Annotated in this window: 13 protein-coding genes; 9 read left to right on the forward strand and 4 right to left on the reverse strand. The window is 72.2% G+C overall.

The window, feature by feature from the left end; genetic code table 11:
- The first annotated feature begins 302 nt into the window (after positions 1–302).
- Positions 303–6,602: an RHS repeat domain-containing protein gene (locus R2B67_RS24970; protein ID WP_317821190.1), complete on the forward strand. Its 6,300-nt coding sequence runs from the start codon at positions 303–305 to the stop codon at positions 6,600–6,602.
- Positions 6,599–7,108, forward strand: a complete 510-nt coding sequence (locus R2B67_RS24975) for a hypothetical protein (RefSeq protein ID WP_317821191.1) — start codon at positions 6,599–6,601, stop codon at positions 7,106–7,108. The genes R2B67_RS24970 and R2B67_RS24975 overlap by 4 nt, the downstream gene beginning before the upstream one ends.
- A 74-nt stretch (positions 7,109–7,182) precedes the next feature.
- Here the strand turns inward: R2B67_RS24975 and R2B67_RS24980 are convergent, their stop codons facing one another.
- Positions 7,183–8,253 carry a mechanosensitive ion channel family protein gene (locus R2B67_RS24980; RefSeq protein ID WP_018511438.1) on the reverse strand — a complete coding sequence of 357 codons (1,071 nt, stop codon included), beginning with the start codon at positions 8,251–8,253 and terminating at the stop codon, positions 7,183–7,185.
- A 315-nt stretch (positions 8,254–8,568) separates the two neighbouring features.
- Between R2B67_RS24980 and R2B67_RS24985 the strand changes: the two genes are divergently transcribed.
- The gene (locus tag R2B67_RS24985) at positions 8,569–9,105 is read left to right on the forward strand and encodes an HNH endonuclease (protein ID WP_018511439.1); all 537 of its coding nucleotides are present in this window, start codon (positions 8,569–8,571) and stop codon (positions 9,103–9,105) included.
- A 31-nt stretch (positions 9,106–9,136) separates the two neighbouring features.
- On the opposite strand, the gene R2B67_RS24990 is transcribed toward R2B67_RS24985, so the two are convergent.
- A complete protein-coding gene (locus tag R2B67_RS24990; protein ID WP_317821192.1) occupies positions 9,137–12,121 on the reverse strand; it encodes a glycoside hydrolase family 84 protein in 2,985 nt (994 codons plus the stop codon).
- Between the two features lie 324 nt (positions 12,122–12,445).
- On the opposite strand from R2B67_RS24990, the gene R2B67_RS24995 reads away from it, so the two are divergent.
- From R2B67_RS24995 to alc, 5 genes are all read left to right on the forward strand, one after another.
- Entirely contained in the window at positions 12,446–12,757 is a 312-nt protein-coding gene (locus tag R2B67_RS24995; protein ID WP_317821194.1) for a hypothetical protein, read from the forward strand.
- A complete protein-coding gene (malQ, locus tag R2B67_RS25000) occupies positions 12,758–14,947 on the forward strand; it encodes a 4-alpha-glucanotransferase (RefSeq protein ID WP_317821196.1) in 2,190 nt (729 codons plus the stop codon).
- Positions 14,948–14,985: 38 nt separating this feature from the next.
- Positions 14,986–15,198: a hypothetical protein gene (locus R2B67_RS25005; protein ID WP_435807911.1), complete on the forward strand. Its 213-nt coding sequence runs from the start codon at positions 14,986–14,988 to the stop codon at positions 15,196–15,198.
- A 155-nt stretch (positions 15,199–15,353) separates the two neighbouring features.
- On the forward strand, positions 15,354–16,265 hold the full coding sequence (locus tag R2B67_RS25010) for a LysR family transcriptional regulator (protein WP_317821197.1): 912 nt from the start codon (positions 15,354–15,356) through the stop codon (positions 16,263–16,265).
- Between the two features lie 64 nt (positions 16,266–16,329).
- Complete coding sequence (gene alc, locus R2B67_RS25015; protein WP_317821198.1) at positions 16,330–17,484, forward strand: allantoicase; 1,155 nt, start codon at positions 16,330–16,332, stop codon at positions 17,482–17,484.
- Between the two features lie 76 nt (positions 17,485–17,560).
- On the opposite strand, the gene R2B67_RS25020 is transcribed toward alc, so the two are convergent.
- Together R2B67_RS25020 and pepN are read right to left on the reverse strand one after the other, a co-directional pair.
- Positions 17,561–18,091, reverse strand: coding sequence for a hypothetical protein (locus tag R2B67_RS25020; protein ID WP_317821200.1), 531 nt, complete (start codon positions 18,089–18,091; stop codon positions 17,561–17,563).
- A gap of 176 nt (positions 18,092–18,267) precedes the next feature.
- Complete coding sequence (pepN, locus tag R2B67_RS25025; RefSeq protein ID WP_317821201.1) at positions 18,268–20,844, reverse strand: aminopeptidase N; 2,577 nt, start codon at positions 20,842–20,844, stop codon at positions 18,268–18,270.
- A 124-nt stretch (positions 20,845–20,968) separates the two neighbouring features.
- Between pepN and R2B67_RS25030 the strand changes: the two genes are divergently transcribed.
- Positions 20,969–21,469 carry a DUF1203 domain-containing protein gene (locus R2B67_RS25030; protein WP_317821202.1) on the forward strand — a complete coding sequence of 167 codons (501 nt, stop codon included), beginning with the start codon at positions 20,969–20,971 and terminating at the stop codon, positions 21,467–21,469.
- The last annotated feature ends 33 nt before the right edge of the window (positions 21,470–21,502 follow it).

Below are 21,502 nucleotides of genomic sequence, written 5' to 3' on the forward strand. Positions count from 1 at the left end.
CCCCGGTTCGACGACACGACGCCGTTCCTCGGCGGGCGTGGTCCCGGGCGGGCCGCACTTCATTCGTGACATGTGGGAGCAGTGCTGTCATGGGCAAGACTTCGCAGGCATTTCATCGGAGACGTAAAGAACGGGGGCCGGTCGGCGCCGGCCGGGGACGAAGAGGTACGGGGCGGACGCCCCTGCTCCTCGCTCTCGCCGTCGTCCTCGCCGTCCCGGTCGGGTTGACACCTGTGGCGCAAGCCGCCGAAGGGCCCGGCCGGCCCGGTGTGCCGAAGCAACGGGCCAGCAAGGTGGAGCCCATGAGCGCCACCGGTGCCGCCGAGGTGCGCCGCAACGCCGAGCGGTCGGCGGCGCGCAACGCCGCCGAGGCGGACCGGGCGGGAAGCGAACGCGGGGCGTCCTCCTGGCCCGCGAGAGCCACCGCCGAGGTCCCGTCGGCCGCCGCCGGGAAGGGCAGCCCCACCCGCGTCGGCCGGGTGCCCGTCACCGTGGAGCGGGTGCGCGGCACGGCGGGCCCGGCCGAGGTGGACGTGGCGGTGCTGGACCGGAAGGACACCGCGGCGGGGGGCGTGCGCGGTGTGCTCCTCACGGCGCGCGGCGACCGCCCCGGCACCGCCGAAGTGACCGTCGACTACGCCTCGTTCGCGTCCGTGATCGGCGGCGGCTGGGCAGGCCGGCTGAGCCTCGCCCAGCTTCCCGCCTGCGCCCTCACCACCCCCGGCGCGGCCGGCTGCCGTGAGGCCACTCCTCTCGACACCCGTAACGACGTCGAGGGACAGCAGCTGACGGCCGAGGTCTCCTTCCCGGCCGCGACCGCCGCCAGGGCGGGTGAACAGGCCGCGCCCGTCGTGCTGGCCGTCGCCGCGACCGGCTCCGGTCAGTCCGCCTCCGGCGGGGGCGACTTCTCCGCCACCCCGCTCGCCGCCTCCGCCAGCTGGGAGGCCGGCGGCTCGTCGGGATCGTTCACCTGGTCCTACCCCATGGGCGCCCCGGCCCCGGCCGCCGGACCCCAGCCCTCCCTGGATCTCTCCTACGACTCCGGCTCCATCGACGGCCGTAACTCCTCGACGAACAACCAGGCCACCGATGTCGGCGAGGGCTTCGGGCTGTCGACGGTGTCGTACATCGACCGGCAGTACGGCTCGTGTGCCAAGGACGGCCACGCCAAGCAGTACGACCTGTGCTGGAAGTACGACAACGCCTCGCTGGTCCTCAACGGCAAGTCGTCCGAGCTGGTCAAGGACGACACCACCGGCAAGTGGCGGCTGAGCAACGACGACGCCTCCCAGGTCACCCGCCAGACCGGCGCGGACAACGGTGACGACGACGGCGAGAGCTGGATCGTCACCACCGCCGACGGTACGAAGTACCACTTCGGGGTCGACAAACTGCTCGGCGCGGGCTCCCAGCGGACCAACTCCGTCTGGACCGCCCCGGTCTTCGGGGACGACCAGGACGAGCCGGGACACAACAAGGGCGACACCTTCGCCAAACGCTCCCTGACCCAGGCCTGGCGCTGGAACCTCGACTACGTCGAGGACATCCACGGAAACGCCATGACGTACTGGTACACGAAGGAGGAGAACCACTACCGCAAGAACAAGGCCGACACGGCGGACACGGTCTACACGAGGGGCGGCCACCTCAACAGGATCCTTTACGGACAGCGCAGCGACACCCTGTTCTCCGCCACGGCCCCCTACCGGGTCAGCTTCGAGCACAAGGAGAGGTGCACCGCATCCGACTGCGAGAAGCTGACCGAGAGCACCGCCAAGAACTGGCCCGACGTACCTTTCGACGCGATCTGCGCCGCCGGGGCGAACAAGGACAAGTGCCTGGCCGAGGGACCCTCGTTCTTCTCCCGCAAGCGCCTGACGAAGATCACGACCGGGACGCTCGCCGGCAGTGACTACACTCCCGTGGACTCCTGGGCCTTCGACCAGACGTACCTGGACGGCGGCGACATCGGGAACTCCTCGGACCACACACTCTCCCTCCGGAGCCTGCGCAGGACCGGCCACACCGGAACGGCGATCACCCCGGACCCGGTGGACTTCACCTACCACATGCGCCCCAACCGGGTGGCGGGCGGAACCCAGCCCGGCGGCGGCAACATCTCGCCCCTCACGCGCCCCCGACTGAACACGATCACCACCGAGACCGGCGCACTCACCACCGTGACCTACAGCGCCCCCGAGTGCGTCCGCGGATCGCGGATGCCGTCGGCCGAGGACGACAACGCCGAGCCGTGCTACCCCCTTTACTGGAACATCAACGGCGCGACGGACGCGAGTCTGGACTGGTACCACAAGTACCGGGTCCTCGCGGTGACGGTCGGGGACCCGGCCGGCCACGGCGAGACCGTCGAGCACTCCTACGTCTACGAGAAGCCCGCCTGGCACTACAACAACAGCCCGTTCGTCCCCTCCGACGAGCGGACCTGGTCGTCCTGGCGTGGCTACCAGAAGGTCACCGCCCTCGCGGGCGCCGCCACGGGCACCCGGACCAAGACCGTGTCCACGTTCCTCCAGGGCATGCACAAGGACCCGCGCGCGACGGGCGGACCCCGCACGGTCAGCGTTCCGGGCATCGACGTGGCGGGCCTCGACGTACCCGACGTCACCGACTCCGAGCAGTACGCGGGATTCGCCCGGCAGACCATCACCTATGACGGGAACACCCCCGTCTCCGTGACCGTCAACGACCCCTGGTCCGTCCGCACCGCGACCCAGCACAAGTCCCACGCCGACACAGAGGCGTACTACGTGCGCACCGGCAGGGCCACCACCCACACCTACCTCACGCGGTCGAAGACCTGGCGCTCCACCAGCACCGCCACCACGTACGACTCCTACGGCATGGCCGAGCGGATCGAGAGCGCGGGAGACCTGGCCAAGTCGGGCGACGAGACGTGCACCAGGACCTGGTACGCCCGGAACGACACCCTGGGGCTCAGCGACCTCACGTCCCGTATCCGCGTCGTCGGCCGCCCTTGCGCGACCGGCGAGGCGGCGCTCTCCCTGCCCGCCTCCTCCGCCACCCGCGGGGATGTGCTGGCCGACACGGCCACGGTCTACGACACACCGTCGACCACGGGCTGGACAGCGTCCCAGGAGCCCACCCGCGGCACGGAGACCTGGACCGGCCGGGCCACCGGATACCCGGCGACGGCGACCGGGGGCGAACGCGCCCCCAAGGGCTGGCAGCGGACCACCGCGTCGACGTACGACGCGCTCGGCCGCCCGCTGATCGTGACGGACGCCGCGGGGCAGCCCACCTCGACCGTCTACACACCGACCGGAGCCGGCGTCCCCGCGCGGGCCACCGTCACCAACGCCAAGGGGCACCGCACCATCACCGTGCTGGACGGCGTCCGAGGGCTGGCGGTCCAGACGCACGACGCGAACTCCCGTAAGACGGAGCAGAGTTACGACGCGCTCGGCCGGCTCCGGCAGGTCTGGCTGCCCGACCGGAGCTCCAGCGCCGGCCAGAGCCCCAGCATCACCTACTCCTACACCCTCCAGCGCGGCAAGGCGCCGGCCATCGGGACCTCGACCATCAAGTCCTCGTCCGCGGTGAGCACGTCGTACGAGATCTTCGACTCGCTGCTGCGCCCCCTCCAGAAGCAGACACCGACCTCGAACGGCGGACGTCTGCTCACCGACACCCGCTACGACTCACGCGGCCTGGTCCGCCAGACGCTGAGTGAGGTCTTCGACTCCAAGTTCACACCCGACGCCGCTTACGCGCGGGCCGAGTTCGGTGGTGCGCCGAAGCAGAACGACTTCGTCCACGACGGCGCGGGGCGGGAGATCGGCAACACCTTCGCCGTCTTCGGCATCGACAAGTGGACCACGACCAAGAGCTACACCGGCGACTCCACGGCCACCAGCGCGCCCGCGGGCGGCCGGGCCACCCGGGTGATCACCGACGCCCTCGGACGCACGGTCCAGCGCCGCGAGTACGCGGCGCCGCAGCCCACGGACATCGAGTACACCGGCACCGCCGGGGCCGCCTACACGACGACGCGGTTCGGCTACACCACGGACGGCAAGGAAAGCTCGATCACCGGTCCGGACAACAGCAGGTGGACCTACACCTACGACCTGTTCGGCCGCAAGGTCGCCGCGACGGACCCGGACAAGGGCGCCTCCTCGACCGGCTACACCGCCGCTGACCGGCCGGACTGGGCCGAGGACGCGGAGGGCCGGAAACTCCTCTACAAGTACGACGAGCTGGGACGTACGACCGACCTGTGGGCCGGAGCCCGTACCGACGCGAACAAGCTCGCCCACTGGACCTTCGACACCGTCGCCAAGGGGCAGATGACGAGCTCCATCCGCTACGAGGGCGGAGCCGTCGCCACCGGCAGGGCGTACACGAAGGCCGTGACCGCCTACGACAGCCGCTACCGGGCCACCGCCTCGCAGATCTCCCTGGACGCCAAGGACCCCCTGGTCGTCTCGGGCGCGGCCCAGAGCAGCTACGCCTTCGAGACCGCGTACAACCTGGACGGCACGGTGCAGTACACCGGTGAGCCGGCCGCCGGAGGACTGCCCGCGGAGCGGGTGGCGATGACCTACACGTCCACCGGTCAGACCGCCTCGGTCGCCTCCGGCACCTCCGGCTACCTCCACAGCGCCTCCTACGACGTGCTCGGCCGCCCGCTTCAGCTCACGCTCGCCGTCTCGGGTGCCGCGGAGGCGAAGAAGACCTACCTCAACAACGAGTACGAGGAGGGGACCGGCCGGATCACCCGCGCCTACGTCACCACCCCGCAGACCGCCCCGTACAAGCCGCAGGACCTCGGCTACACCTACAACCAGGCGGGCAACGTCACCAGCATCACCGACACCCCCAACCCGGACGCCGTCCTCAAGGGCGAGACGCAGTGCTTCACCTACGACGGGCACAGCCGGCTCAAGGAGGCCCGGACGTCGACCACCGCCGACTGCTCCGGCACCACGCCCGGCGGGCCGGCCCCGTACCGCACGGCGTACACCTACGACGAGGGGGGCCAGCGCCGCACGGAGACCCAGTACGACGTGAACGGCACCGGTACCACCAGCACCTTCTGCTACACCGACACCGCCCGGCCGCACGCCCTGAAGGCCACCACCAAGGCGACGGGCGAGAAGCCGTGCGACGCGGCCGCCCCCGCGTACGACTACGACAAGACGGGCAACACCACCAAACGCCCGGGGCCCACGGCGGGCCAGAGCCTGCTGTGGGACGCCGAGGGACGGCTCAGCCAGCTCACCGAGGGGACCCGTCGGACCAACTACCTCTACGACGCCGACGGAACCCTGCTCATCCGCCGTGCCACGGGTGACGGCGAGAGCGTGCTGTACCTGGGCGGTACGGAGATCCACCTCAAGGTCACCGGATCCACCCGCACGTCATGGGCCACCCGCTCCTACAAGGCGGACGGCACCGTCATCGCCGTCCGCAGCAACGAGTCCGGCAGCCAACGGCTCACCTTCCTCGCCGGTGACAACCACGGCACGTCCAGCCTCGCGATCGATGCCACCACCCAGGCGGTGGTCCGGCGCTACACGACACCGTTCGGCGCCGCCCGGGGAACGGGGCCGGGTAACTGGCCCGACGACAAACGGTTCCTGGGCAAGCCGGCGGACACCGGAACGGGCCTCACCCACATCGGCGCCCGCCAGTTCGACGCCCTGCTGGGCCGCTTCCTCAGCGTCGACCCGCTGCTGGAGAGCGACAAGCACCAGTCCCTCAACGGGTACTCCTACGCGGAGAACAACCCGGTCACCCTGGCCGACCCGACCGGCCTCGGCTCGTTCTCCTGCTCCGGCAAGAGCTGCTCCCCCGACGTGATCGCCGCCGAGGAGACCGTCTCCCCGCCGGTGGTGGGCTCGGGCGGGCCCGGCGGCTACGGCGGGCCGGGCAGCTCCGGCAAGTCCAAGGGCGGAACCGCGTCCGGCAACACCTGCGGTCCCCAGTGCCGGGCGGCGGCCCTCTACGAGCAGCAGCGTGTGATGGCACTGCGCCAGGCGCGCGCCGACCAGATCCGCACGCTGATGTACGGCATGCAGCCACCGCAGTCGCGGTTCCTGCCGAAGGTGGACCTGAAGGGCTGCAACAAGGAGTGCCGGACCGAACTCCTGCGCCTGCACATCACGAACATGCCGGTCACCAGCGGCTCCTCCAAGAACTACAACCTGATCAAGTGGCTGAACGACGTGGGTGCCGAAGCTGCCAGAGACACGGCCGGCTTCCTCGGAGACATCCCGCGGTACGAGAGCGACGCAGTCGGGGAGCTGTATGAGGCGTCGGTGATTCTCACGGGCGGTTCCTGCAAGGATGACGGCGCGGATCTGACCGTCTGCACCCACGGGTTGATCCCTCTTTCAGCCAGGGGCGGAACCACGCTGGGAGACACCTACACCACCGAGAAGGGTGTCCCTGAGTATGTTTCCCCCAAACGTCTCCGGCATGAGCGCGAGCACGTCAAGCAGTGGGAGAAGTACGGAGACAACTTCATCATCAAGTACTTCATGGAAGGTCTGGACCCATGCGGGAACAAGTACGAGGAGCAGGCGGACTACGCAGACGGGGGCTACTCCTGCCCATGAGGTCCACGTCCTTGTTTCCCGCACTGCTCGCCGGCGTAGCGATGGTCGCTCTCTCGTCGTGCATCCCGCCCAACGGGCCGATCACCTACTCCGGCTTCCGTATGGAGGGTGCCGGCCTCCTCGTGGCCATGCCGCTCTGCCCCGGCGAGACGGTCGAAAGCGCGGAGATCGTGGTTCCGAGGAAGGACAAGAAGGAGGGCGGCTTCGAGACGCTCTGGAGCGCCCGTGAGCCCCGGACGGCCGAGGCTCGGGGCGGGGTCTTCCAGGTGAACGGGCCGGACAGCTTCGCCAGAGTGACCAAGGAGCTGCCCGGCACTCTGCCGGACGAGTTCTACGTCGACACGCGGCAGGTCAGGGACGGCAAGGAGGTCAGCGGATCGGGGTACGTCGATCTCACCGAGCTGGACTCGGCCGAGCTGCGGGACGACGAGTTCATCACGCATAAGGGCAAGGTCATGACCCGCGACGAGATAAACGCCCAGGCCTACTGTGGGGGGAAGAAGTGACCGTTCCCCGATGACAGAAGAAGGGGCGCCCCACCGACCCGGTGGAGCGCCCCTTCTTCAGCGCACGCGTGCCCCTACTTGTTCAGGTTCGTCGCCGGCGGCGGTATCGGCGTCGCCGCCATCGACTGCGGGGACGTCGCCGACGCATAGGCCGACGGGGCCGCCATCGCCGCCGTCGGGTCCGCCGTGGACTCGGCCTCCGCCTGGAGCGGCACCGCGCCGATCATGCGGATGCCGGCGTCGTCCAGCGCCTGCTTGATGCGCCAGCGCAGCTCGCGCTCCACGCCCACCGACTTGCCCGGCATCGTCTTGGCGGTGACCCGGACCGTCATGGAGTCCAGCAGGACCGCGTCCAGGCCGAGCACCTCCACCGGGCCCCACAGCCGCTCCGACCAGGGCTCTTCCTTCGTCATGGTCTCGGCGGCCGTGGTGATCGCCTCACGGACGTGCTCCAGCTTTTCCGTCGGGCGGACGGTGACGTCGACCCCGGCGGTGGACCAGCCCTGGCTGAGGTTGCCGATCCGCTTCACCTCGCCGTTGCGGACGTACCAGATCTCGCCGTTGTCGCCGCGCAGCTTGGTGACCCTCAGGCCCACCTCGATGACCTCACCGGAGGCCACCCCCGCGTCGATCGTGTCCCCGACCCCGTACTGGTCCTCCAGGATCATGAAGACGCCGGAGAGGAAGTCCGTGACCAGGTTGCGGGCGCCGAAGCCGAGTGCCACACCGGCGACACCGGCCGAGGCGAGGAGTGGCGCGAGGTTGATCTTGAAGGCGCCCAGCACCATCAGGGCGGCCGTTCCCATGATCATGAAGGAGGCCACCGACCGCAGGACCGAGCCGATCGCCTCCGACCGCTGGCGTCTGCGCTCCGCGTTCACCAGCAGACCGCCCAGCGCCGTGCCCTCCACCGCCTGGGCGCTGCGGTTCATCCGGTCGATCAGGTTGGTCAGAGCGCGCCGGATCAGATAGCGCAGCGTGACCGCGACGGCCACGATCAGCATGATCCGCAGACCGGTGCTCAGCCAGGTGGACCAGTTCTCCTCGACCCAACCCGCGGCGTTCCCGGCCTGCTCGGCGGCTTCCTCCAGCGAGCCGCCCGGCCCGGGTGACGGGGTTGCGGCCAAGAGGACGGACAGGTGCACGGTGGGGACCTCCAGAGGGACGACGGTTGACCGATAACACTAACGAAGCCGGGGGAGTGGATCGTTGCCGTCTTCGGAGGAGAGACAGGTCTCACCGGGGATACCTCTGCTGTGGCCGATCACACAGTGCGGACGGCCGCCCTGGTGGGACCGCCCTCCGGGGCCGGGACGGCGCCCGCCGCGCCCGGGGGTGAGAAAAATCCTCCCGGCCCGTTACCCCTACGTGGTGGCGCTTTGACCAGGCATGAGGAGAGACTGAGATCGGATCGTCCCGGCGCGAGCCACGCGCCGCCGGCGTACAAGGAGGCATCCACCGTGCCGCACGTCCTGGTTCTCAACGCGTCGTACGAGCCGCTCGGCGTCGTACCGCTCCGCCGCGCGCTCGTCCTCGTCCTCGAAAACAAGGCGATCTGCCTTGAGGAGACCGGCGCCTTCCTGCACAGTGCCACCGCCGCCGTGCCCGCGCCCAGCGTGGTCCGGCTCAAGCGTTTCGTCCGGGTCCCCTACCGGGGGCCCGTTCCCCTGACGCGCCGGGCGCTGTTCGCCCGGGACGGGGGGCGCTGCATGTACTGCGGGGCCGCCGCGACCAGCGTCGACCACGTGATCCCGCGCAGCCGCGGTGGACAGCACGCGTGGGACAACGTGGTGGCGGCCTGCCGCCGCTGCAACCACGTCAAGGCCGACCGCCACCTCCCCGAGCTCGGCTGGCGGCTGCGCCACCAGCCCGCCCCGCCGACCGGCCTGGCCTGGCGGATCATCGGGACCGGACACCGCGACCCGCGCTGGCTGCCGTACTTGCAACCGTTCGGCGCGGACGACGTGATGGCCCGGATCGACGGCGTCTCCGCCTGAGACCGGGCCTTCGTCGTCCCTGTCCAGAACGTCACTCCGCTACCGCGTACGCCTCCACCGACCACAGCGAGTAGCCGTACTGCGTCGCCCGGGCATCGCCCTGCACCCGGATGAACCGGGTGTCCTTCGCGTCCATCCGCACCGACTCGCGACCGCCCCGGCCCTCCCGGACGGTCGCCGCGGTGCGCCAGGTGCGGCCGTCGGCGGAGGTCTGTATGCGGTAGCCGGCGGCGTACGCGTCCTGCCAGGACAGCACCACCTGCCCCAGCCGCACCGGCTGCGGGAGCTCGGCCTGCCACCACGCGCCGTCCTCCGCGGGTGAGGACCACCGGGTCTCCGGATCGCCGTCCGAGGCGGCGGACGCCGGGAAGTCCGGGGTCTCGTCGGCGGAGGAGGAGGCCGTGGCCGTACGCACCAGATCCGGGCCGCCCGTACGCGGGAAGGCCCGCACGGTCAGCGTGGACTCCTGGCCGCCGAAGGCCAGCGGCACCTCGTACTCACCCGCCGGGGTGTCCGCCGGAACGGTGATGTCCACCGGCACCTCGGTACGGGAGCCGCGCGGCACCGTCGTCTGCTTCGGGACCCGCACCTCGATGCCCTTCGGCGCCTTCGCCGTGAGCTTGCCCTTCACCTCGGCCGGACGCCGCCCGGCCAGCCGCGCCGCCACCCGCTGCGGCTCACCGCCGATCTCCGCGTCCGTCTCGCCGTGCGCCAGGTCGAGCACCGCGTCCGGCTCGTCCCCGAACCACGGCACCAGCGCGCGCAGCTTCGGGGTCCCCGCCGGGATCGCGGGGGCCGGCGGCAGGCTGGGGCTCAGGTACGACGGGGGCGTGGTCCGGGCCGCCTCGGGCACCGTGACCCGTACGGCGTCCGCGCGCAGCCCCTTCGCGGCGGTCTGGGTCCAGCCGGTCGGGGACAGCCGCCCCAGCGCCCGCCAGCCCTCGCCCGGCACATGGGCCTCCACGACCGCGCCGGTCAGGTCGGGTCCGGGCTCGGCGAGCGCCGTCACGGCCTCCACCGGGCGGGCCCGGTCCAGCCGGACCGTGTAGCTGTGCGCGTCCTTGGTGACCCGGCCGCTGGACCGGTCCACGCCGTTGAAGCCGTCGGCGGTCTTCTCCGCCCGGTCCAGGAAGGGGTCGAGCACCCCCTTGCCGACCGTGGCCCTGGCCGCCGCGATCTCCTGGCGCAGCGGCTCCAGCGCCAGCTGCTCCCGCCAGGCGGCCGCCCCGTCGCCGGCCGCCTGGGCCTGGAGCAGGTCCACGACGAGCTCACCGGCGTGGCCGTAGCGGGCCAGCTGCTCGGTCCAGGGCCGCACCTCGTCGGCGAGGCGCCCCTCGGCGGGGGTGGCGAGCCGGTCGGGGGTCTGCCGCATCACGGTGAAGGCCGCCCGCAGCTCGCGCGCCGCCCGGTCGCGTACCGGCGCGGCGGCCGCCCGGGACTGCCAGAACGCGGCGAACAGGGGCTGGAGGTAGGCGGACTCCGCCGAGCCGAGCACGGAGTCCGCGCTGTTGCCCGCCAGTGCCCGCAGCGCCTCCCGGGTCCCCGCGTCGCCGCCCGCCAGATCGTCGATCGCCGCCTGCCAGGACTCGTCCGCGCGGTACCCCTTCGGGTTCCAGGCGAAGTCGGCGGCGGTGAACAGCGGGATGCGGGAGGCGGCCGCCTGCTCCATCGCGTTGGCCAGCAGCGCCGCCGAACCGCTCGCCACCGCAGGGTCCCGGCCGGTGTACGGCCCCAGGAAGATCCGGTCCTGGGCGTAGTCGTTGACCGGGTAGTTGTCCATCGTCACCAGCGGGTGGCGGAACGCGTTTCGCGCCCCGGACAGCTCACCCCCGGTGATCTTCTTCGGTACGACCCCGACGCCGGTCCAGGCCACCTGCACCCGGTCGTCCAGCTCGGCGGCGAGCGCCGTGCGGTAGTCGGTCGCCCCGTCCTGGTAGAACTCCGTCGGCAGCACCGACAGCGGCGCCGCGTCCGGATGGCGCTCCTCCAGATGCCGGGCGACCGCCCCGGCCACCCTCGCCTGCGCGCGGGCCGCCGCCTTGGGGCCGCTGCCGAACGTCTCGGCGTCCAGGTCGCAGTGCCACTCGCTGTAGCTGACGTCCTGGAACTGGAGCTGGAAGACCCGCACCCCCAGCGCCCACATCGCGTCGATCTTCTTGGTCAGCGCCCGGACGTCCTGGTCGGACGCCATGCACATGGCCTGCCCCGGGGAGACCGCCCAGCCGAGCGTCACATGCTCGGCCTCGGCCTTCCGCGCCAGCTCCCGGAAGTCGGCGCGCTTCAGGGCCGGGTACGGCTCACGCCACCGGGCCAGCCGGTAGGGGTCGTTGCCCGCCGCGTAGAGGTACCGGTTCTGCTTGGTGCGGCCCATGAAGGCGAGCTGCGCGAGCCGCTCCTCCTGGGTCCAGGGCTGCCCGTAGAACCCCTCGGCCATGCCGCGTACGGCCGTGCCCGGCCAGTCCCGCACCACGACCCCGGCCACCGAGCCGCCGCGCACCAGCTGCCGCAGCGTCTGGACCGCATGGAACAGGCCGTCCTCGCCGAGCCCGTCCAGGGCCACGGTGGCGCGCCCGGCAACCTGGCCGGAGGCGATCCGGTAGCCCCCGGTGGGCAGGTCGGCGCGGTCGGGTGCGCGCAGCGCCCGCAGCGCCTCCCCGGCGCCCGGGCCGCCGATCCGGATCAGGGGCCCGCGTCCCGGCAGGCTCTCGTGGACGGTCGTGACTCCGGCCGCGCGGAGGAGGGAGCGGAGCTCCTCGACGGCGTACGGATCGGCGTCCGGCGCGGCGACGACGGTGGCCTCACGGCCGAGCGGCACGGCGGGGCCGGTGGCCCTGATGCTCTGCGGCCGGGGCCACACGGCGGGCGGCTGCGCGCTGTCGGCGCGGTCGGGCGAGGTGGCGGGGGGTTTGCCGGGGTCGGCGGGGGCGGCGGTCGCGGTCGGTGCGAAGGGGCTCAGCAGCCCACCGATCACGGCGACGGCCACGGCCGTGGCCTGCTTTCTGCGCCCGAACCGCACGTCGCGCTCCCTCGAAAGGCCTGAGTGGGGTCCGAGCCCACCACCCGGGCGCGAGGGTGTCAATGCAGCTGGCTGTTCTGTCGGATTTGCCGGGAATAGTGACACCTTCGTGCCTGGTGGGACGCGTGTGGCTGACGGGGATGGCTGAAAACGGCCCATACCTGCCGTACTGGGGAACGGAATGTGACTCACGGCACGTTGGCTCGTTGTTCTGATGCGTGCGTGGTATCTGCCTGGACATGACGTGTACGTCACGTCGAGGTCTGCGCACGCGAGGCCTGGGTAGGCCTGCTGTGTCCTGTTCTCCACGGCCAGGAGGCCACCATGCCCGCATCCGCGCAGCTTCTGCTCTCCGCCCTCTCCAAACAGGTACCCGCCCAAGCCGATCCCGCACCGCTCACCAGCCGACTTCCCCTCGACGATGTCGCCCACCTGATCAGCGGGCCGCCGCTCGCCGACATCTCCCTCCTGCTCGGTGAATCCCCCTACCCCGACGCCGCACCGCTGACCAGCGAGCCCCCGCTCGCCGATGCCACCCCGCTCACGAGCGAGCCTCCGCTCGCCGCCGTCGCCCCTCTGACCAGCGAGCCGACCGCACCCGGCACCGCAGGGGGCATGGAGTTCCCAGGAGTCTGAATGGGCTTGTCCCGGCTCGCCGCACTGCACGGTGTCGCCACCTCCTACTCCCCGTCCCCGGATGTCACGGTGTCCGTCCCCGACGACACGGTCATCGCCGTGCTCGCCGCGCTGGGCGTGGACGCCGGCACCCCGGAGGACGTACGGAGGTCACTCGTCGCCGCGGAGTCCCGCTCGCGCCTGCTGCCGCCCACCGTGGTGGTCTGGGCCGGTGAGCCGCTACCGCCCGCGCTGACCGCGCTGCCGCCCGGCTCGACCGTCACGGTCGAGCCGGAGCCGGCCGGCGGGCCCCCCGCGCCCGCCACCTCCTGGAAGGTCCCGGAGGCCGCCTCGTCCTGGAAGCTGCCGGGGGCCGCGGAGGCCTCGGGAGCCGCGGAGGCCGCGGAGGCCGCCCCGGACCCGGCGGCCGAGCTCCCGCCCGGCTGGACCCAGCCCCCGTACGGTGTCCACCGCGTCCATGTCCGGGCGCCCGACCACCACGAGGCCACCGCCACCCTGGTCGTCGCCCCGGCCCGGGTCCCGCAGCCGCCCGAGCGCACCCACGGCTTCCTGGTCCAGCTCTACTCCCTGCTCTCCGCCCGCTCCTGGGGCATGGGCGACCTCGGCGACCTGGCCGACCTCGCCGCCTGGGCCGGGCGCACCCTCGGCTCCGGGTTCATCCAGGTCAACCCCCTGCACGCGGCCGTCCCCGGGAAGCCCACCGACCCCTCCCCGTACCGCCCCTCCTCGCGCCGCTTCCCCGACCCCGTGCACCTGCACGTCGAGTCCGTCCCGGAGTACGGGCACGTCCACGACCGGGCCACCCTGGACGACCTCCGCCAGGACGCCGCCGCCCTCAGCGAGGCCGTCCTCAACAAGGGCGCCCTGATCGACCGGGACGCCGTCTGGGAGCTGAAACGGCAGGCCCTGGAGCTGATCGCCCAGGTGCCCCTCACCCCCGGCCGCCGCGCCGCCTACTGCGACTTCCTGGCCGAGCAGGGCCAGGCGCTGGAGGACCACGCCCTGTGGTGCGCGCTCGCCGAGGTGCACGGCCCCGACTGGCACGCCTGGCCCGAGCCCCTGCGCGACCCCCGCTCCCCGGGGACCGCCCGCGCCCGCTCCGAGTTGCTGGACCGGGTCGACCTGCACTGCCGCCTCGCCTGGCTGACCGCCACCCAGCTCGCCGACGCCCAGCGGGCCGCCGAGGACGCCGGGATGGAGGTCGGGATCGTCCACGACCTGGCCGTCGGCGTGCACCCGGCGGGCGCCGACACCTGGGCCCGGCAGGACGCCTTCGCCCACGGCATGTCCGTCGGTGCGCCCCCGGACGCCTTCAACGCGCGCGGCCAGGACTGGGGTCTGCCGCCCTGGCGCCCCGACGCCCTCGCCGCCACCGGTTACGCCGCCTTCCGGGGCCTGCTGCGCGGGCTGCTGGCCCACGCGGGCGCCCTGCGCATCGACCACGTCATGGGCCTCTTCCGGCTCTGGTGGGTGCCGGAGGGCAGACCGCCCACCGATGGTACGTACGTCACGTACGACGCCGAGGCCATGCTCGCCGTCCTCGTCCTGGAGGCCCACCGGGCCGGTTCCGTCGTCGTCGGCGAGGACCTCGGCACCGTCGAGCCCGGCGTCCGCGAGGCGCTCGCCCGGCGCGGGGTGCTCGGCACCTCCGTGCTCTGGTTCGAGCGCGACTGGGACGGCGACGGCCGCCCGCTGGCCCCCGAGAAGTGGCGGCGGGACTGCCTCGCCACCGCCACCACCCACGACCTGCCCTCCACCGCCGCCCGGCTGACCGGCGACCATGTGACGCTCCGGCACCGCCTCGGCCTGCTCACCCGCCCCCTGGAGGAGGAGCTCACCGAGGACGTCACCGGTACGGCGGAGTGGCTTGCCCTCCTCGCCCGGCTGCGGATGCTCCCCGAGGGCGACGGCAACGAGGAGGCGGCCGTCCGCGCCGTCCACCGCTTCCTGCGCGCCACCCCCGCCCGGATGACCGGCGTCTGGCTCCCCGACACGGTGGGCGACCGCCGCCCGCAGAACCTCCCCGGCACCTGGGACCAGTACCCCAACTGGCGGCTGCCCATCGCCGACCCGGAGGGCCATCCGGTCACCCTGGAGGAGATCGCCGCCTCGCCCCGGCTGCACGGCCTGATGGAGGTCCTGCGGCCGCCGAAGGCCCGTACGGCACCCCCGGGCGAGCGCCCCGCCTAGGCGTTCGCTACGTTGGCACCGTGGACAAGAAGAACGGAATGCGCGCCGGCGTCGTTGCGGCCGGGACGACGCTGATGATGCTGCTCATGTCGGCCCCGGCTCTCGCGCTCACCCGCGACGACGGTGACGACCCGGGTCCGGGCCTCAGCGCGATGGAGACCATCGGTCTCTACGTCATCGCGCCCATCGGGCTGTTCCTGGTGATCACGGCCCTGGTCATGGTCCTGGACAAGTCCAAGAAGCAGGTCTGACCCGCACCCGTACGAAGGATGCGCCGCCGGTAGGAGCTACCGCGCGGCGCATCTGCATGTCCGCACGGCGCATCTGTACGCCCGCACCGCGCATCCGTACGTCCGGCGGCGGAAGGCGCCGGACGGCACATACGGCACCCCGGTAGGTTGCGGCCATGACCGAGTGGGACGTCAAGAAGCTCCGCATCCTGCGCACCCTGCGCGACCGGGGCACGGTGACGGCGACCGCCGAGGCGCTCCTGATGACCCCCTCCGCCGTCTCCCAGCAGCTCACCAACCTGGCCAAGCAACTCGGCGTGGAGCTCCTGGAGCCCCAGGGCCGCCGCGTCCGCCTCACGGACGCCGCCCACCTCGTCCTGCGCCACGCCGAGGCGGTCTTCGCCCAGCTGGAGCGGGCGGACGCCGAACTCACCGGCTATCTGCGCGGCGAGGCCGGCGAGGTCAGGGTCGGCGCCTTCTCCACCGCCGTACCCGCCCTCGTGGTCCCCGCCGTGCGGCTGCTGCGCGCCGAGGACCGCCCGGGACCCGACGTACGCGTACGGGAGGCCGAGGCGGCCCAGGCGTACGAGCTGCTCACCGCGGGGGAGGTGGACCTGGCCCTCTCGCTGGCCGCCCACGCCCCGACCGCCCGCGACCCCCGCTTCTCCCTCTTCCCGCTGCTCGCCGACCCGCTGGACGTGGCGCTCCCGGCCGGTCACCCACTCGCCGACGCCCCCGCGCTGCGCCTCGCCGACCTGGCCGCCGACCGCTGGATCTTCGGCGGCTCGGGCCCCTGGTCCGAGATCACCACGGCGGCTTGCGAGGCGGCCGGCTTCGTCCCCGAGCAGGCCCACAGCGCCGCCGGGTGGACCGCGATCCTCGCGCTGGTCGAGGCGGGCATGGGCATCGCGCTCGTCCCCCGGATGGCCTCCCGGGAGCAGCGGCGCGAAGGGGTGGTGATGCGGGTCCTGGAGGCGGACCAGCCGCGCCGCCACGTGGTGGCGGCGGTCCGGCACGGGGCGGAGAGCGGCCCGGCGGTGGCGAGGGTGCTCGCGGCACTCACCGAGACCGCCCGATCTTTCAGCTGAGCTGAACGGTATCTGCGAAAACTTTCGATGGACCTGACGGGTCGGTCGGCGCGAAGGTAGGGGCATGACCTTCGACGCGAGCGAGACCACATTCCAGAACTCCGACACCGACCCCCACGCCAATGACGCCGCGCCCTACGGCGGCGGCGACCCGTACGCCGACTACCGCGAGGCGGGCGACCTCCCCTTCACCGAGCTGGTCGACCTCGCCGACCGCCGCCTCGGCGCGGGAGTGATCGCCGCCAACGACGAGTTCTTCGCCGAGCGTGAGAACCTCCTCCTGCGCGAGCGCGCGGTCTTCGACCCCGAGCACTTCGGCCACAAGGGCAAGATCATGGACGGCTGGGAGACCCGCCGCCGCCGTGGCGCCGACGCCGAGCATCCCTTCCCGGCCCCCGAGGACCACGACTGGGCGATGGTCCGTCTCGGCGCCCCCGGCATCGTGCGCGGCCTGATCGTGGACACCGCCCACTTCCGCGGCAACTACCCCCAGCGCGTGTCGGTGCAGGCCACCGCCGTGGAGGGCGCCCCGAGCCCCGAGGAGCTGCTCGCCGACGACGTGAAGTGGGAGGAGATCCTTCCGCCCACCCCCGTACGCGGGCACGCGGCCAACGCCTTCGAGATCACCGGCGGCCGCCGCTACACCCACCTGCGCCTCTGCCAGCACCCCGACGGCGGCATAGCCCGCCTCCGCGTGCACGGAGAGGTCGTCCCCGACCCGGCCTGGATCGCCGCGCTCGGCACGGTCGACCTGATCTCGGTGCTCAACGGCGGTACCTACGAGGACGCCTCCGACCGGTTCTACTCCTCGCCCACCCAGATCATCCTGCCGGGCACCTCCCGCAAGATGGACGACGGCTGGGAGAACCGCCGCCGCCGGGTCCGCGACACCAACGACTGGGTCCGCTTCCGCCTCCCGGCCCAGGGCGCGGTCCGCGCGGTCGAGATCGACACCGCCTACCTCAAGGGCAACTCCGCCGGCTGGATCGCCCTCCAGGGCCGCAACGGCGACACCGGCGAATGGTTCGAGATCATCCCGCGCACCCGCCTCCAGCCCGACACCCTGCACCGCTTCGTGCTGCGCGCCCAGGCCGTCGTCACCCACGTCCGCCTCGACGCCTTCCCCGACGGCGGGGTGGCCCGGATGCGGCTGCACGGCGGCTTCACGGAGTCCGGCACGGCCGAGCTCACCCGCCGCTACGAGGAGTCCGCCTCGTAGTGCCCCCTGCTACCGCCCGGCGGACGGCTGCGCTCCTGCGCCCGCCCGCCGGGCGGTTTCCAACGGCCCGCGCGGCTCAGGCGGCGTACGCGGAGATCCGCAGCGTCTGGGCCAGCACCCGCCAGGTGCCCCAGGCGAACACCCGGTTCACCGTGTTGCAGAAGGCCTCGCCCGTGCAGTCGGTGGGCCGGTCCTGCCAGGCGCGGACGGTCAGGGTGTGGAAGCCGAGCGTCCGCGAGAACGCGAAGCGGATGTGCATGCCCCGGCCCAGCTGGTGCCCCGGCAGCGTGTTGATCTGGAAGAAGTCGTTCCCGATGTACTCGACCTCCACCGGGTTGCCGCCCAGCAGCTCGCACCGCGCGCCCGCCCGGATCCGGCCCGCGCAGCCGCCGCTCACCGGGAAGAGCCAGAAGTGGTCGGTCAGCTGGGCCCGGACCGCGTGCGGGCTGGTGAAGGGGTGCAGCCCGAGGCTGTACCCGTACGTGTAGAGGCCGTAGCAGCCCGCCGGGCCCGTGCGGCAGTCGGTGCGGGGCTCCGCGACGGCCGGGCCCGTCAGCAGCCCCGCGCACAGGGCCAGCGCGACCGGGACAGCGGCGAAGCCGGGCATCGACCCTCCGGTTGCGTACGGCGTACGTCTCGCACGCTAGGCCACGGGGTACGGGCCCGCACGCGGGCGTACGCCGAAGAGACCTTGGCGTACGCCGAAGAGACCCGGGCGTACGCCGAAGGGGCGCCCCCTCCGCCGCAGCGGAGAGAGCGCCCCCGGGCGCGTACGAAAAGCGACTACGCGGTGGCCGCCGCCGCGTCCGCCGCCTGGGCCTTCAGCGCGCGCTCCACGCCCGACCGCGACTCCGACATCGTCCGGCGCAGGGCCGCGCTCGGCTCGGCCGAGGCCAGCCACGCGTCCGTGGCGTCCAGGGTCTCCTGGGAGACCTGGAGGGCCGGGTAGAGGCCCACGATGATCTGCTGGGCCATCTCGTGGCTGCGCGAGTCCGAGACCTCCTTCACCGAGGCGAAGTACTTCTCCGTGTACGGGGCCAGCAGCTCGCGCTGGTCCGCCTGGACGAAGCCGGTGATGACCGCCTCCTGGAGCGAGTTGGGCAGCTCGCCCGACTCCACGACCGAGGCCCACGCCTCCGCCTTGGCCTCCTCCGAGGGCTGCGAGGCCCGGGCGGTGGCCGCGTGGCGCTCGCCCGCCGCCGTCCGGTCGCGCTCGTACTCGGCGGCGATCTCCTCCTCGTCGAGCAGGCCGACGGCCGCGAGCCGCTGCACGAACGCCCAGCGCAGCTCGGTGTCGACGGTCAGGCCCTCGATCGACTCCGTACCGTCCAGCAGCGACTGGAGCAGGTCCAGCTGCTGCGGGTTGCGGGCCGTCGCCGCGAAGGCACGGGCCCACGCCAGCTGGTGGTCGCTGCCCGGCTCCGCCGCCCGCAGGTGCGCGAGCGTCGCCTCCGTCCACTGGTTGAGCACGGACTCACGGGACTCCGGGGCCGCGTACAGGTCCAGGGCCAGCTTCAGCTGGCGGTGCAGCGACTGGACGACGCCGATGTCCGACTCCTTGCCGATGCCGGAGAGCACCAGCGAGAGGTAGTCGCGGGTCGCCAGCTCGCCGTCGCGCGTCATGTCCCAGGCCGAGGCCCAGCACAGGGCGCGCGGCAGCGACTCGGTGAAGTCGCCCAGGTGCTCGGTGACGACCCGCAGCGACTCCTCGTCGAGGCGGACCTTCGCGTACGACAGGTCGTCGTCGTTGAGCAGGACGACCGCCGGGCGGGCCTTGCCCACCAGCTCCGGCACGGCGGTGCGCTCGCCGTCGACGTCCAGCTCGATCCGGTCCGTCCGGACGAGCTTGCCGCTCTCGTCCAGGTCGTACGCGCCGATGGCGATCCGGTGCGGGCGCAGCGTCGGCTCGCCCTTGGCGCCGGCGGGCAGCGCGGGGGCCTCCTGGAGCACGGTGAAGGAGGTGACGCGACCGTCGGCGTCGGTCTCGATCTCCGGGCGCAGGATGTTGATGCCGGCCGTCTCCAGCCACGCCTTCGACCAGGTCTTCAGGTCACGGCCGGAGGTCTTCTCCAGCGCGCCCAGCAGGTCGGAGAGGCGGGTGTTGCCGAAGGCGTGCGCCTTGAAGTACGCCTGCACGCCCTGGAAGAACGCGTCCTTGCCGACGTACGCCACGAGCTGCTTGAGGACGGAGGCGCCCTTGGCGTACGTGATGCCGTCGAAGTTGACGAGGACGTCGTCCAGGTCGCTGATGTCCGCCATGATCGGGTGCGTGGAGGGCAGCTGGTCCTGCCGGTACGCCCAGGTCTTCATGGAGTTGGCGAACGTGGTCCAGGAGTGCGGCCACTTCGAGCCCTCGGCGTCCGCCTGGCAGGCGATCGAGGTGTAGGTGGCGAACGACTCGTTGAGCCAGAGGTCGTTCCACCACTCCATCGTCACGAGGTCGCCGAACCACATGTGGGCCAGCTCGTGCAGAATCGTCTCGGCCCGCACCTCGTACGCCGCGTCCGTCACCTTGGAGCGGAAGACGTACTGGTCGCGGATGGTGACCGCGCCCGCGTTCTCCATCGCGCCCGCGTTGAACTCCGGGACGAAGAGCTGGTCGTACTTGGCGAACGGGTACGCGTAGTCGAACTTCTCCTGGAACCAGTCGAAGCCCTGCCGGGTGACGGCGAAGATGTCCTCCGCGTCCAGGTACTCGGCGAGCGAGGGGCGGCAGTAGATGCCGAGCGGGACGGACTGGCCGTCCTTCTCGTAGCTGCTGTGCACCGAGTGGTACGGGCCGACGATGAGCGCCGTGATGTACGTGGAGATGCGCGGCGTCGGCTCGAACGTCCAGACGTCGTCCTTCGGCTCCGGCGTCGGCGAGTTCGAGATGACCGTCCAGCCGGAAGGAGCCTTCACGGTGAACTGGAAGGTCGCCTTCAGGTCCGGCTGCTCGAAGGAGGCGAAGACGCGGCGGGCGTCCGGCACCTCGAACTGGGTGTACAGATAGGCCTGCTCGTCGACCGGGTCGACGAACCGGTGCAGGCCCTCACCGGTGTTGGTGTACGCGCAGTCCGCGACGACCTTCAGCTCGTTGGCGCCCGTCCTCAGCTGCGGCAGGGCGATCCGGGAGTCGCGGAACACGGCGGCGGCGTCCAGCGCCTCGCCGTTGAGCACGACCTCGTGGACGGCCGGGGCGACCAGGTCGATGAAGGTCTCCGCACCGGCCTCCGCGGAGTCGAAGCGCACGGTGGTCACGGACCGGTAGGTGCCGCCCTCCTGCGCTCCGGAGAGGTCGAGATCGATCTCGTACGCGTCCACGGTCAGCAGGCGCGCCCGCTCCTGTGCCTCTTCGCGGGTCAGATTCGTGCCAGGCACGCGGTCATCTCCTAGGTGTGCGACTTGATATGCGACGTTTCCGTCATCCTTCCACGTGCCGTGCCCCCAATGCGATGTCCGTTTTCCGCCGGACGCGGACGGCTCCGGGGGCCAGGCTCGAACCATGACCGGATACGAGCCCCGCGCCATCGCCCCCGCCGCCCTCGCCGAGCTCCGCGCCACCGATGACGCGGGCCGCCTCTGCGCCCCGTACACGGAGACGGGGGCCGGCGCCCCTCTCCGCTGCTGCCTGCGCGGCAGCGAGCCGGGGGAGCGCATCGCCCTGGTCTCCTACGCCCCGCTGCGCCGCTGGGCGGCCGCGACCGGGGCGGCCCCGGGGGCGTACGACGAGCAGGGCCCCGTCTTCATCCACGCCGAGGAGTGCGCGGGCCCGGCCCCGGCACGCCCCGGCTACCCCTTCTCACGCCCCGGCGCCCTGCGCACGGTGCGCCGCTACGACGCGCGCGGGCACATCGTCGGCGGCCGGCTGCTGGAGATCCCGGCCGAGGCGGAGAAGGGCTTCGACGCGGCGTTCGGCGAGGCGTTCGCGGACCCGGAGGTGGCGCTGGTGCACGTACGGGCGGTGGAGTACGGATGCCTCCACTTCGAGGTGCGGCGGCCCTGAGGTACGCACACGAAGGGGCGGCCACCGGTGGTA

Source organism: Streptomyces cyaneofuscatus (assembly GCF_033109485.1).
GTDB classification, from domain to species: domain Bacteria; phylum Actinomycetota; class Actinomycetes; order Streptomycetales; family Streptomycetaceae; genus Streptomyces; species Streptomyces cyaneofuscatus.

Bases quoted from the DNA above. Each gene is read 5' to 3' on its own strand.
- R2B67_RS25020 (WP_317821200.1), bottom strand. From the start codon at position 18,091: ATGCCCGGCTTCGCCGCTGTCCCGGTCGCGCTGGCCCTGTGCGCGGGG.
- alc (WP_317821198.1), top strand. From the start codon at position 16,330: ATGACCTTCGACGCGAGCGAGACCACATTCCAGAACTCCGACACCGAC.
- R2B67_RS24970 (WP_317821190.1), top strand. From the start codon at position 303: ATGAGCGCCACCGGTGCCGCCGAGGTGCGCCGCAACGCCGAGCGGTCG.
- R2B67_RS25005 (WP_435807911.1), top strand. From the start codon at position 14,986: ATGCGCGCCGGCGTCGTTGCGGCCGGGACGACGCTGATGATGCTGCTC.
- R2B67_RS25030 (WP_317821202.1), top strand. From the start codon at position 20,969: ATGACCGGATACGAGCCCCGCGCCATCGCCCCCGCCGCCCTCGCCGAG.
- R2B67_RS24975 (WP_317821191.1), top strand. From the start codon at position 6,599: ATGAGGTCCACGTCCTTGTTTCCCGCACTGCTCGCCGGCGTAGCGATG.
- R2B67_RS24995 (WP_317821194.1), top strand. From the start codon at position 12,446: ATGCCCGCATCCGCGCAGCTTCTGCTCTCCGCCCTCTCCAAACAGGTA.
- malQ (WP_317821196.1), top strand. From the start codon at position 12,758: ATGGGCTTGTCCCGGCTCGCCGCACTGCACGGTGTCGCCACCTCCTAC.
- R2B67_RS25010 (WP_317821197.1), top strand. From the start codon at position 15,354: ATGACCGAGTGGGACGTCAAGAAGCTCCGCATCCTGCGCACCCTGCGC.